The organism is Pseudomonas sp. NPDC089547 (assembly GCF_050280665.1).
GTDB lineage: Bacteria > Pseudomonadota > Gammaproteobacteria > Pseudomonadales > Pseudomonadaceae > Aquipseudomonas.
The window spans coordinates 47,152-60,413 of record NZ_JBNNVS010000015.1; the positions used below are offsets into that span (position 1 = coordinate 47,152).

Sequence of the window (13,262 nt, forward strand, 5' to 3'; positions counted from 1 at the left end):
CACTACGCCGCGCCCGATTCTTGCTTTACACTGCCCGGCGTACATTCCTTAACCAGTTGATGAGACGATCGTGCTCAAGGCACTCAAGAAAATTTTCGGCAAGGGAGACGCCGCGCCACAGGCCGTCGCTCCTGCTGCCAGCGTGACGCCGCCTGCGCCCGCCCCCGCCGCAGAGGCCCGGCCCGCGCCCAAACCGGCCGCCCCACGCGCCAAACCTGCCCCAAAGGCTGAACGGCCTACCGCCACGCCAACAGCCGATACCCCGGCCAAGGACAAACCGCGTCGCGAGCGCAAGCCCAAGCCGCAGGCCAGCCTGTGGAAACCGGAAGACTTCGTGGTCGAGCCACAGGAAGGCAAGACCCGCTTCCACGACTTCAAGTTGTCCAACGAACTGATGCACGCCATCCACGACCTGGGCTTCCCGTACTGCACGCCGATCCAGGCGCAGGTGCTGGGTTACACCCTGGCTGGCCAGGACGCCATCGGCCGGGCCCAGACTGGTACCGGCAAGACGGCGGCATTCCTGATTTCGATCATTTCCCAGTTGCAGCAGACGCCACCGCCCAAGGAACGTTACATGGGCGAACCGCGCGCGCTGATCATCGCGCCGACCCGCGAGCTGGTGGTACAGATCGCCAAGGACGCCGTCGCCCTGACCAAGTACACCGGCCTGAACGTGATGAGCTTCGTCGGCGGCATGGACTTCGACAAGCAGCTCAAGGCCCTGGAAGCGCGCCACTGCGACATTCTGGTGGCCACCCCTGGCCGCTTGCTGGACTTCAACCAGCGCGGCGAGGTGCACCTGGACATGGTCGAGGTGATGGTGCTGGACGAAGCCGACCGCATGCTCGACATGGGTTTCATCCCGCAGGTACGCCAGATCATTCGCCAGACGCCGCCAAAAAGCGAGCGCCAGACCCTGCTGTTCTCCGCCACCTTCACCGACGACGTGATGAACCTGGCCAAGCAGTGGACCACCAACCCGGCCATCGTCGAGATCGAGCCGGAAAACGTTGCCAGCGATACGGTCGAGCAGCATGTCTACGCAGTGGCGGGCAGCGACAAGTACAAGCTGCTGTACAACCTGGTGACCCAGAACAAGTGGGAACGGGTAATGGTGTTCGCCAACCGCAAGGACGAAGTGCGGCGCATCGAGGAAAAACTGGTACGCGACGGCATCAATGCCGCCCAGCTGTCGGGCGACGTGCCGCAGCACAAGCGCATTCGCACCCTGGAAAGCTTCCGCGAAGGGCGCATTACCGTGCTGGTGGCGACTGACGTGGCCGGGCGAGGCATTCACATTGATGGCATCAGCCACGTGATCAACTTCACCCTGCCAGAAGACCCGGACGATTATGTGCACCGCATTGGCCGGACCGGCCGTGCGGGGGCCAATGGCGTGTCGATCAGCTTTGCCGGTGAGGATGACTCCTACCAGCTGCCGGCGATCGAAGAGCTGCTGGGGCGCAAGATCAAGTGTGAGATGCCGCCGGATGAGCTGCTGAAACCGGTGCCGCGCAAGCATCACTGATTTAGCAGCGCTAGCCGCGCCCTTGTAGGAGCGGCCTTGTGTCGCGAAAGGGCCGCGCAGCGGCCCCAGGATTTCAGCATAAATGCAGAGATTGCTGGGGCCGCTGCGCGGCCCTTTCGCGACATAAGGCCGCTCCTACAAAAGCGATCTGTGCCCTGCCTTACCAGCGCCCGGCGGCATCCTGGTCACTCTGCTTCCCTTCCACCCACCTTGGCCCGTCCTGGGTATTCTCCTTCTTCCAGAACGGCGCCCGGGTCTTCAGGTAGTCCATGATGAAGTTGCAGGCATCGAACGCCGCCTGCCGATGGGCACTGGCCACCCCCACGAACACAATCGGCTCACCTGGCTCCAGCGCCCCTATGCGGTGCAACACCTCCACCTTGAGCAACGGCCAGCGCTGCTCGGCTTCGGCCACGATCTTGGCCAAGGCCTTTTCGGTCATGCCCGGATAATGCTCAAGGAACATCCCCGCCACTTCGCGACCATCGTTGAAATCCCGCACATAGCCGACAAAACCCACCACCGCGCCCACGCCGACGTTGGCCGCATGCATGGCGTTGACCTCGACTCCCGGGTCGAACGCGCCCTCCTGCACTCGCACTGCCATGTTCAGCCTCCGGTCACCGGCGGGAAGAACGCCACTTCATCACCCTCTTCCAACGGCTCATCGAGCTTGCACAGCTCTTCGTTGCGCGCGCACATCAGGTTCTGCTCAGCCAGCAGTTCATATGGCCCGCCCTTGCCCAACAAGGCCTGGCGCACATCGTCAATAACCTTGAACTCACCCTCCACCCGCTCGGCATCCACGCCCAGCAGCTCGCGGTAACGGGCGAAGTACATCACCTTGATCTTCATCACGCCTGCACCTTGTAGTGGCCACTCTTGCCGCCGACTTTCTCCAGCAAGCGTACCTGCTCGATGACCATGCCTTTATCCACCGCCTTGCACATGTCGTAGATCGTCAGCGCAGCCACGCTGGCAGCGGTCAGCGCTTCCATCTCCACACCGGTCTGCCCGGCCAGCTTGCAACGGGCGACAATACGTACCGCGTCCTGGCCCTCGGTACTGAGTTCGACCTTGACGCTGGTCAGCATCAGTGGGTGGCACAACGGGATGAGGTCGCTGGTCTTCTTCGCCGCCTGGATGCCGGCGATACGCGCCACGGCGAACACATCGCCCTTGGGGTGTTCCCCGTCGACGATCATCTGCAAGGTCTGCGGCAACATCCGCACCCGCGCCTCGGCGACGGCCTCGCGCTCGGTCACCGCCTTTTCAGTGACGTCGACCATGTTGGCCCGCCCCTGGGAATCAAGATGTGTCAGCACTGCTCTGCTCCTGTGAAGGGAACCCACAGTGTAAACCTGGCAGTCAGGAAAACTGTACGAGAAAACTCATCGAGATGGCCCACCTGTACACGACAACAAATCTTTATTAAAAAACATTATTTTGTAGAAGCATTAAATCAGCATTTATCATAATTAGCTTATGCGAAAAAAACCTTTCCAATAGCGTTTTTATCGCATTACCTTCGCTAACGAACCGCACACAATGTTTACAGGACACCCCTGAACCCCTCCTCGCCACCCTTACCTTGCTGCACCCATACAACGGGCCAGTGCCAGGCTTAATGGACTTTTTCTAGCACATGCCAGCTATTGCCCCTTCCACGCGTGCCAATACCCCCGTGCGCACGATGCTCGCCAGTACGTTGCTGCTCGCGTCGATACCCACAGTGGCAAGCGCCGCCACATCCGACGCCACCCTTGGCACAGTCACCGTGATTTCCACCGGGTTACGCGGGCAGGAGCGCACCGTGGCCAATAGCCCGGCGCCCATTGATGTGATCAATAGCGAACAGTTGCTCAAGACCGGCCGCGCCGAGCTGTCCGAAGCGATCTCCAAACTGCTGCCGTCGTTCAACTTCGGCACCAATATCGCCGGCTACAATTCGGTCACCCGCCCGCTCAGCAACCGCAGCCTTGGCCCGGCGTACACGCTGGTGCTGGTGAACGGCAAACGCAGGCACAACGGCGCCACCGGCCAGCGCGGCTCGATCGACAACAGCGGTGCCAACGCGGTAGACATCGACCTGATTCCAGTCAGCGCGGTGGACCACATCGAAGTGCTCAAGGACAGCGCTGCGGCGCAATACGGCTCAGATGCCGTGGCAGGCGTTATCAATATCATCCTGCGTTCCGATAACGCTGGCGGCCACCTTGAAAGCAGTTACGGCAGGCTGTTCTCCGGTGAGGGTGAAACCATCAAGGTCGCGGGCAACCAGGGCTTCGAGCTCGGCGAGAACGGTTTTTTCCACCTGTCCGCCGATGCCCGCAAGCGCGGCAGCGCATCCTGGAACAACAAGGCCGACAGCAGCGTCCGGGCTTTTCAGGACCCGGCCAAGGAAGCAGCATGGGACCGCGAGGCGATCAAGAACGGCGACCCCGAGCTGAAGGCGTTCAACCTGGCCTACAACGCCGAACTGCCGCTGGACGCCCTCACCCTCTATTCGTTCTCCACTTATGGCGAGCGTGACGCCGAAGCCGCTAACTATTTCCGCCTGCCCACCGGTACCGCGTCAGTACCCGAGGTATTCCCGGACGGCTACTACCCGCTGAACAACATCAAGGACCGGGACTACCAGTTCCTGTTCGGTGGCAAGGGGCAAGTGGCGGACTGGAACTGGGACCTGAGCACCACGTACGGTCGCAACAATGTGCATCACTCCAGCGACCTAAACATCAACCCGTCCCTGGGCACCACTTCGCCGACACGGTTCGATAACCTGGCCACCTTCCGCTTCGAGCAGTGGGTAAACAACCTGGACATCACGCGCCGTTCCGACAGCCTGTTCAATCTCACTGCACCGGTTCAGGTCTCGGCAGGCCTGGAACATCGCTGGGAACGGTTCAGCACCTTTGCCGGGGACCCGGAAGCTTACATTACCGGTGCCTATCCGGCGGCCTCTGGCGCCCAGGCGGCAGTCACTATCCGCCCTGAAGATGAAGTCAGCCTGATCCGCAACAACTATGCCGGCTATCTCGACCTGGCCTTCGACCTGACCGACCGCTGGTTTCTCGACGTCGCCGGCCGCGTCGAGCATTACGACGACGACTCTGGCAATACTTTCGGCCTGAAGGTCAATTCGCGTTACGAACTGACCGATAACGTCGCTGTCCGTGGCACAGTCGGCACGGGGTTCCGCGCGCCCTCCCTAACCCAGATCGGCTATACCGTGGCAGACAACCGCGTCGCCACCGACGTGAATGGCAACGTGGTGCCAGCAGTCACCCGCCTTACCCCGTCTGGCAGCGCACTGGCCCAGGCCCTGGGCGGCGACGACCTGAAACCTGAGAAGTCCCGCAACCTGGGCCTGGGCCTGACCTGGCAACCGGCGCCGCGCACCAGCATCACGGCCGACGCCTATCTGATCGACATCGACGATCGCATCGCCCTCACCACCAACATTTATGACCAGGGTAATGGCGTCATCAACAGCATCCTGGCCGCCCAAGGTGTCGCTCAAGGCACCTGGGTCAACTATTACACCAACGCCTTCGACACCCGCACCCGCGGCCTCGATATCGTTGCCGATCACACCACCGGGCTGGGTGCCTGGGGTGATATCCGCTGGAACCTGGCATTCAACTGGAACAAGACCACTATCGAAGGCACACGGGACACGCCAGCTGCCTTGGCCAATTCGGGGGTAAACCTGGTGGGTCGCGACCGCGAGGGCGACCTGACCGACGCCTCGCCTAAGACGAAGTGGATCGTCGGCGCCAACTGGAAGGTTTCGGACTTGGCGATCAACCTGCAAACAACCCGTTATGGCTCAGTCAAGACGCTGGCCGTGAACCCCAGCGGCGACCGGAGTTTCGGCGCCAAATGGATCACCGACCTGGACGTAAGCTACACCTTCGCCGAGCACTTCACGCTCAGCGTGGGCGGCACCAACATCTTTGATGTACGCCCTGATGACCATGCTGTCTACAGCAGCCTGGGTTTGGCACCCTACGGTAACCCGCCGTTCTACCCCGGTGGAGGCTACTGGTACACCAAGGTAGCGTACGACTTCTGACCCTTGCCCACTACCGCATCAGGCAACAGCGCGGGCCTGCCATGGCAGGCCCGCGCTGTTGAATTACAGATGCGACTCGGCGTACTCGGCCAGCACCGACCGTGGCACACCTTGCAGGGTGATATGCACGCCGTGGGGGAAGTCCTTGAAGCGCTCGGTCAGGTAGGTCAGGCCCGAGCTGGTCGCGGACAGGTAGGGGGTGTCGATCTGCGCCAGGTTACCCAGGCAGACCACCTTGGAACCGGAGCCGGCGCGGGTGATGATGGTTTTCATCTGGTGCGGCGTCAGGTTCTGGCACTCGTCGATCAGGATCAGGCTTTGCTGGAAGCTGCGACCACGAATGTAGTTCAGCGACTTGAACTGCAACGGCACGCGCTCAAGGATGTACTCGACGCTGCCATGGGTGCTTTCGTCATCCATGTGCAAGGCTTCGAGGTTGTCGGTAATCGCACCCAGCCAGGGCTCCATTTTCTCCGCTTCGGTGCCCGGCAGGAAGCCGATCTCCTGGTCCAGCCCCTGCACGCTGCGGGTGGCAATGATGCGCCGGTAGCGCTTGCTGACCATGGTCTGCTCGATGGCGGCGGCCAGGGCCAGGATGGTCTTGCCGGAACCGGCGGCGCCGGTCAGGTTTACCAGATGGATATCCGGGTCGAGCAGGGCGAACAGCGCCAGGCTCTGATGGATGTCGCGTGGTTTCAGCCCCCATGCCTCCTGGTGCAACAGGGGTTCCTGGTGCAGGTCAAGCAGCAGCAGTTCATCGTTGCGAATGCCTTTGATCCAGCCAACGAAGCCCTGCTCATCAATGATGAACTCGTTGATGTGCACGGCTGGCAGGTTGTCGATCATCTGCACCCGATGCCAGGTGCGGCCGCGCTCTTGGCGGGTGTCGACCTTGCTCACCCGGTCCCAGAACGAGCCGGTAACCGAATGGTAGCCCTTGGACAGCAAGGACACGTCATCCACCAGCTGGTCGGTGCTGTAGTCCTCGGCCGCAATGCCACAGGCACGGGCCTTCAGGCGCATGTTGATGTCTTTGGTAACCAGCACCACATCCAGGTCGGTGCGCCGGCTGCGTACTTCAAGCAGGGTGTTGATGATGATGTTGTCGTTGAGGTTTTCCGGCAACAACTTGCTGGGCTCGTTGCGCGGGCTCATCAGGATCGACAGGAAGCCCTTGGGCCCACTCTTGTTACGCTGGATCGGCACGCCCTGCTCCACATCGCTGGGCGAAGCATCACCCAGGGTCTGGTCGATCAGGCGAATGGCCTGGCGGCATTCGGCGGCGATGGTCTGTTTACCGGTCTTGAGCTTGTCGAGTTCCTCCAGCACCGTCATCGGAATGCCGACATGGTGCTCCTCGAAGTTCAGTAACGCGTTGGGGTCGTGAATCAGGACGTTGGTATCGAGCACATAGAGGATTGGCTTGCTGGAGGAAGGGTTGCGTCCTTGGTCATCCATACTCGGTCACCTTATGTCGAAGCCATACGGCGCGGTCTGTTGCGCCGCAAAGTGACTACCGCTCTCCCCGTATCCGCGTTGTTACGGGCGGGAAGCGAACCTGCTCAGGTGGGCCTGGATGACGCCACCTGTGCTGCAGGAATCGGCTGTCTGGTTTCTTCATACCGCAAAAACCATGACCGAAAAAAGCATTTTTACGTCTTTTTGAAGTTTATTTTTCCGATTGACGAAGAGGCCTTGGCGGCGAGGCCAGAGGGGACTACGCTCAGAAGTCATACCCTCTAATCGCTATATCCATATTCCCGGCAACCCTCCCAACCGATCCCGCTTTGCGCGGTATTACGCAGCAGCCATTCCACCGCGGGCTGGGCCTTGGGCGCGCTGTCATGGAACTGGATCACCCCTTTGCGCCACAACAGCATCAGCGTCAGCACGCGTTGCGCCGAAGCCTCTGCGCCCAGGGCGCCATCGTCCTCGGCATCGATATCCCACAACGATACCCGCAGTTGCTGCGTGGCCATGAACGCCTCGCCATCAGCACGGCGTTGGCCATAAGGCGGGCGGAACAGCGGCACATACTGGTCCGGTAAGTCCGCCTGCACCCGCGCCTGACTGCGCCGCAACGAGTCCTGCCAATCCGTCCACTGGGCATGGGAACGGTATTCCCAGCCTTGAATGCCCACACACTGCCCGCGATACAGTTGGCGCAACGCATTCGCCGCACCCGCGTCACGGCGTTGCTGCAAGCGGTTGCCCAGCACGAAGAACGTGCCCTGAAGCTTCTGCCGACGCAGGTAATCCGTCAGCAGGTCGGTATTCCCGCCATCCGGCCCGGGCCCGCCGACGAAGGTCAACAGGAACATGCGGTCGTTCAGTTGATCACCGTTGCGCTCGCGCGAAGACAACCGCTCCACTTCGCTGCTGGTCTGCGGCAGCAGTGCTGCCTTGCGCAATTGATCGTCCAGGTAACGCACATGGAACTGATGGCTTGGCTCGATCCAGGTGGTATAGAACGTGCCGACATCCGCAGCGAACGTCGCTGCCTGTGTGCGCAAATCCGCCATTGAGGTTACCGGGTAGCAGAATGACGCATCCTGCTCGCAGCTGCGCTGGGCTTGTCCATAACCTTCCCACAGCCTTTGCCACATGCGCGCCCTCACCTGGCGCACCTTCTGCAGGTTGATCTGCCGCAGCCCCAGCCGCGACGCCAGCGCCGCATCGTCCAGCAGTTCGCTTTCGTGCAACACCTGGGCGAACGAGAGGATCTCGGCACGCGAGGCCACATCGAACAGCGCCGGGCTGTCCAGTTGCTCGGGCCAAAGGCTGCGGTCCAGGCTTACCTGGGGTGAAGGGGCGGCTTGCACGGCCAGGCTCAACAGCGCGGCCAGCAAGGCAAAGGCAATGCGCACGGGGAAGGCTCCGCAACGGCAAAACGCGAACTATAGCGCCTGTACCGCCCCATGGTCTGTGACTATCGTCGCCATAGTTTGGACTTGCACCGCCCAGCCCGTAGAATCTCCGGCCAACGATGCCAGGAGCCGACCCGATGCTGACGGTGATTTCCCCCGCCAAGACCCTCGACTACGATACCCCGCCGGTAACCGAGCGCTTCACCCTGCCCCAGTACCTGGACGACTCTCAGGAACTGATCCAGCAGCTGCGCGAACTGTCGCCTGCACAGATCAGCGATCTGATGCACCTGTCCGACAAGCTCGCCGGCCTGAACGCCGCCCGTTTCGGCAGCTGGACTCCGGACTTCACCCCCGCCAATGCCAAGCAGGCGCTGCTGGCGTTCAAGGGTGACGTGTACACCGGCCTCGACGCCGAGAGCCTGGGCGAAGACGACTTCAGCCACGCGCAAAACCACCTGCGCATGCTCTCGGGCCTTTACGGCCTGCTGCGCCCGCTGGACCTGATGCAACCCTACCGTCTGGAAATGGGCACCAAGCTGGCCAACGCCCGCGGCAAGGACCTGTACGCCTTCTGGGGCACGCGCATCAGCGAATGGCTGAACCAGGCCCTGGCCGAACAGGGCGATGACGTGCTGCTGAACCTGGCCAGCAACGAGTACTTCAGCGCGGTAAAACGCAGTGCCCTGAAGGCCCGGGTGATCAACGTCGACTTCAAGGACTGGAAAAACGGCCAGTACAAGATCATCAGCTTCTACGCCAAGAAAGCCCGCGGCATGATGAGCCGGTTCGTCATTCAGCAACGCATCAGCGACCCGGAGCAACTCAAGCAGTTCGATGTGCAGGGGTACTACTACAGTGCCGAGCAGTCCAAGCCAGACCATCTGGTGTTTTTGCGCGATCATCCGGGCGAGTAAGCCTGCCAGGCCCTCTTCGCGGCTAAAGCCGCTCCCACAGGATCACCACAGTTTTGAATACTGGGATATCCCTGTGGGAGCGGGCGTGCCCGCGAAGAATCCAACGCAAGGCATGGCACCGGCTGCGCCGGTGTTCGCGGGCACGCCCGCTCCCACAGATACTGCACTGGCTTCGGGTTCACTTTGAACCTGTGGGAGCGGCTTTAGCCGCGAAGAGGCCAGCAGCCCGGATAAATCCTCCTGCCCTGCAACAGGGCACACTGCAAACCGCCATTACGCCAAAAAACCGGCGCCAAAATTTCTCCAGACCTGTCGTTATCGCCAACCGTCATAAGACCGCTCATACCTTTTTTGACGATTTTTGAAAAATATTTTTCGATACTGGCATAAAAATATCTCGCAACAGTTTCACCCTTGATACACAGGGACGAAACCCCCGCGTGCTATCAAATTGAAACTGCCTACAACTGAATAAATATTTAGAAATCTTTCATCCGGGCGAAACCCACTCAGGAACTTCTCCTGCAACCTGCCGCTCATAGTGCCGTAACGAATTTCCTGCCCCTGGGCTGTGAGAGATGACTTACAGATGACACGGGCAGGTATCCATTACCCGCCTAGATAACTTCGACAGGTATCACGGAAATCCCGAAACCCTGTCCACGCAGGAGAAGCGCGCCCCTTACGAATCGTCCTAGTGGTTGATTTCAAAGGATTTTTCCACTTGAAAGAACAAGCACAGCAACGCGCCAAGTAGCGTATTGCAATAAAGACGGCTGCATTTCAGGGCACGTTTTTTAATTGATGGCTTTTTACTGCCAACGTTGAGTGCATAACTTTTTGCGCTCCGGATTTGTTTTGCCTGCGCTCGGCGAAGTGTGCATTCGCCATGGACCCGTGCGCCCGAAAACTGTTGTTAATCAACCCGGCCGGCACTTCTGGTAAGCGTCGGCGTGATAAACACATGAGGTGATAGCGATGCGTATCAGCATCTTTGGTTTGGGTTATGTGGGTGCAGTCTGTGCAGGCTGCCTGACGGCGCGTGGCCATGAAGTGATCGGTGTGGACGTGTCCAGCACCAAGATCGACCTGATCAACCAGGGCAAGTCGCCCATCGTCGAACCTGGCCTGGAAGCACTGCTGCAACAGGGCATCGCCAATGGCCGCCTGCGCGGCACCACAGACTTCGCCGAAGCCATCCGTGCCAGCGACGTGTCGATGATCTGCGTGGGTACGCCCAGCAAGAAAAACGGCGACCTGGGCCTGGAGTACATCGAGTCGGTGTGCCGCGAAATCGGCTACGTGCTGCGTGACACCACCCGCCGTCACACCATCGTGGTGCGCAGCACCGTGTTGCCTGGCACCGTCAAGAACGTGGTCATCCCGATCCTCGAGGACTGCTCGGGCAAAAAGGCCGGCGTCGACTTCGGCGTGGCGGTCAACCCGGAATTCCTGCGTGAAAGCACCGCGATCAAGGACTACGACCAGCCACCGATGACCGTCATCGGCGAACTGGACAGCGCCAGCGGCGACATCCTGCAAGCCCTCTACGAAGAACTCGACGCCCCGGTCATCCGCAAGCCGATCGAAGTGGCCGAGATGATCAAGTACACCTGCAACGTGTGGCACGCCACCAAGGTCACCTTCGCCAACGAGATCGGCAACATCGCCAAGGCCGTGGGCGTCGATGGCCGCGAAGTGATGGACGTGGTCTGCCAGGACACCGTGCTGAACCTGTCCCAGTACTACATGCGCCCTGGTTTCGCCTTCGGCGGTTCGTGCCTGCCCAAGGACGTGCGCGCCCTCACCTACCGTGCCGCCAGCCTCGATGTACGCGCACCACTGCTCGACTCGCTGATGCGCAGCAACGAATCGCAGGTGCAGAACGCCTTCGAGCTGATCGAAGCCCACGACAAGCGCAAGGTCGCCCTGCTGGGCCTGAGCTTCAAGGCCGGTACCGACGACCTGCGCGAAAGCCCACTGGTAGAGCTGGCCGAGCGCCTGATCGGCAAGGGCTACCAGCTGGACATCTACGACGAGAACGTCCAGTACGCCCGTGTACACGGCGCCAACAAGGACTACATCGAGTCGAAGATCCCGCACGTGTCGTCGCTGCTCAACGCCGACTTCCAGCAGGTGATCGACAACGCCGACATCATCGTGCTCGGCAACCGCGACGAGCAGTTCCGCGCGCTGGCCCAGCAAGCGCCAGCCGGCAAGCAGGTGATCGACCTGGTCGGTTTCATGAGCAAACCGACCTGCACCACCAGCCGCACTGAAGGCATCTGCTGGTAAGTGCCTGGCCGGGCAGCGCAAGCCTCCCCACTTGCGCTGCCCACCCTCCCCCGAATTCTCGACGGATGCTGAACATGCAAAGGCTCCAGACCGTGCTGTTGCAGTGCGCCGGGTGGCTGCTCTACATGAGCCTGCTCATGCTGATCGCCCTGGCCCTGCCAGCCGATATCTTCGACTCGCAGTCGAAGCACTTCATCTTCCTGGTCGGCGCAGTCGGCATCTGGCGCTATTCCATGGGCGCCACCCATTTCATCCGCGGCATGATCTTCCTGTACATCGTCTACCCGTACCTGCGCCGCAAGGTGCAGAAAATGGGCGATGCCACCGCCCCGTCGCATGTGTACCTGATGGTGACCAGTTTCCGCATCGAAGCACTGACCACCGCCCAGGTGTACAGCTCGGTGATCCGCGAGGCCATCAACTGTGGTTTCCCCACCACCGTGGTCTGCTCGCTGGTGGAAATGTCCGATGAACTGCTGGTGAAGAGCCTGTGGGCCAAGTACAACCCGCCGGCCCATGTGAAGCTGGACATCGTGCGCATTGCCGGCACCGGCAAGCGCGATGGCCTGGCCTACGGCTTCCGTGCCATTTCGCGCATGCTGCCGGACGAAAACGCCGTGGTGGCGGTGATCGACGGTGACACCGTGCTGGCCGATGGCGTGGTAAGCAAGACCGTGCCGTGGTTCAAGCTGTTCCCCAACGTGGGCGGCCTGACCACCAACGAGTTCTGCGAAGTACGTGGCGGCTACATCATGAGCGAATGGCACAAGCTGCGCTTCGCCCAGCGCCACATCAACATGTGCTCCATGGCCCTGAGCAAGCGCGTGCTGACCATGACCGGGCGCATGTCGATGTTCCGCGCCAGCGTGGTGACCAACCCCGAGTTCATCGCCGACGTCGAAAGCGACTCGCTGATGCACTGGCGCCTGGGCCGCTTCAAGTTCCTCACCGGTGACGACAAGTCCAGCTGGTTCAGCCTGATGCGCCTGGGCTACGACACCTTCTACGTGCCGGACGCCGCCATCAACACGGTCGAGCACCCGCCAGAAAAGAGCTTCTTCAAGGCGAGCCGCAAGCTGATGTACCGCTGGTACGGCAACAACCTGCGGCAGAACTCCCGTGCTCTGGGCCTGGGCCTCGGCCGCCTGGGGCTGTTCACCAGCATCGTGTTGTTCGACCAGCGCGTGTCGATGTGGACCAGCCTGCTGGGGCTGACCGTGGCGGTAATCGCCAGCCTCAAGTTCGGCCTGGCCTTCCTGCTGGTGTACCTGCTGTGGATCGGCATCACCCGCCTGATCCTCACCGTCATGCTGCTGTGCAGCGGCCACAACGTCGGCCCGGCCTACCCGCTGATTCTCTATTACAACCAGATCATCGGCGCGCTGATGAAGATCTACGTGTTCTTCCGCCTCGACAAGCAGTCGTGGACGCGTCAGCCCACTGCCCTCAAGCGTGACCTCGCCAGCTTTCAACAATGGTTCAACACCTGGTCCTCGCGGACCATGACCTTCTCGGCTGCCAGCATCTTCGTTGCTGTGCTGTTCATGGTCGTGTGAGCCCAACCCGGATCGGAT

Annotated in this window: 10 protein-coding genes; 5 read left to right on the forward strand and 5 right to left on the reverse strand. The window is 61.0% G+C overall.

Annotation, left to right across the window (positions count from 1 at the left end; all coding sequences use genetic code 11):
* Positions 1-70: 70 nt before the first annotated feature.
* Positions 71-1,531 (forward strand): ATP-dependent RNA helicase RhlB, encoded by a 1,461-nt coding sequence (gene rhlB, locus ACQKPZ_RS12980; RefSeq protein ID WP_427538522.1) that lies wholly within the window; start codon positions 71-73, stop codon positions 1,529-1,531.
* Between the two features lie 160 nt (positions 1,532-1,691).
* Here rhlB and moaE read toward each other — a convergent pair whose 3' ends face one another.
* Genes moaE through moaC form a run of 3 tightly spaced genes read right to left on the reverse strand, consistent with a single transcriptional unit; the run spans position 1,692 to position 2,856 of the window.
* Positions 1,692-2,138: a molybdopterin synthase catalytic subunit MoaE gene (gene moaE / locus ACQKPZ_RS12985; RefSeq protein ID WP_427538525.1), complete on the reverse strand. Its 447-nt coding sequence runs from the start codon at positions 2,136-2,138 to the stop codon at positions 1,692-1,694.
* Between the two features lie 2 nt (positions 2,139-2,140).
* The gene (gene moaD / locus ACQKPZ_RS12990) at positions 2,141-2,386 is read right to left on the reverse strand and encodes a molybdopterin converting factor subunit 1 (RefSeq protein ID WP_427538528.1); all 246 of its coding nucleotides are present in this window, start codon (positions 2,384-2,386) and stop codon (positions 2,141-2,143) included.
* Positions 2,386-2,856 (reverse strand): cyclic pyranopterin monophosphate synthase MoaC, encoded by a 471-nt coding sequence (gene moaC / locus ACQKPZ_RS12995; RefSeq protein WP_427538531.1) that lies wholly within the window; start codon positions 2,854-2,856, stop codon positions 2,386-2,388. Before moaC ends, moaD begins: the two co-directional genes overlap by 1 nt.
* A gap of 320 nt (positions 2,857-3,176) precedes the next feature.
* On the opposite strand from moaC, the gene ACQKPZ_RS13000 reads away from it, so the two are divergent.
* Positions 3,177-5,609, forward strand: a complete 2,433-nt coding sequence (locus ACQKPZ_RS13000; RefSeq protein ID WP_427538534.1) for a TonB-dependent receptor plug domain-containing protein — start codon at positions 3,177-3,179, stop codon at positions 5,607-5,609.
* Between the two features lie 63 nt (positions 5,610-5,672).
* On the opposite strand, the gene ACQKPZ_RS13005 is transcribed toward ACQKPZ_RS13000, so the two are convergent.
* Positions 5,673-7,067, reverse strand: coding sequence for a PhoH family protein (locus ACQKPZ_RS13005; RefSeq protein ID WP_391127584.1), 1,395 nt, complete (start codon positions 7,065-7,067; stop codon positions 5,673-5,675).
* A gap of 281 nt (positions 7,068-7,348) precedes the next feature.
* Complete coding sequence (locus tag ACQKPZ_RS13010) at positions 7,349-8,476, reverse strand: polysaccharide deacetylase family protein (protein WP_427538537.1); 1,128 nt, start codon at positions 8,474-8,476, stop codon at positions 7,349-7,351.
* 137 nt (positions 8,477-8,613) lie between these two features.
* On the opposite strand from ACQKPZ_RS13010, the gene yaaA reads away from it, so the two are divergent.
* From yaaA to ACQKPZ_RS13025, 3 genes are all read left to right on the forward strand, one after another.
* Positions 8,614-9,393 (forward strand): peroxide stress protein YaaA, encoded by a 780-nt coding sequence (yaaA, locus tag ACQKPZ_RS13015; protein ID WP_427538540.1) that lies wholly within the window; start codon positions 8,614-8,616, stop codon positions 9,391-9,393.
* 978 nt (positions 9,394-10,371) lie between these two features.
* Entirely contained in the window at positions 10,372-11,688 is a 1,317-nt protein-coding gene (locus ACQKPZ_RS13020; protein ID WP_016713524.1) for a nucleotide sugar dehydrogenase, read from the forward strand.
* Positions 11,689-11,762: 74 nt separating this feature from the next.
* Positions 11,763-13,244, forward strand: coding sequence for a glycosyltransferase family 2 protein (locus tag ACQKPZ_RS13025; protein ID WP_427538543.1), 1,482 nt, complete (start codon positions 11,763-11,765; stop codon positions 13,242-13,244).
* The last annotated feature ends 18 nt before the right edge of the window (positions 13,245-13,262 follow it).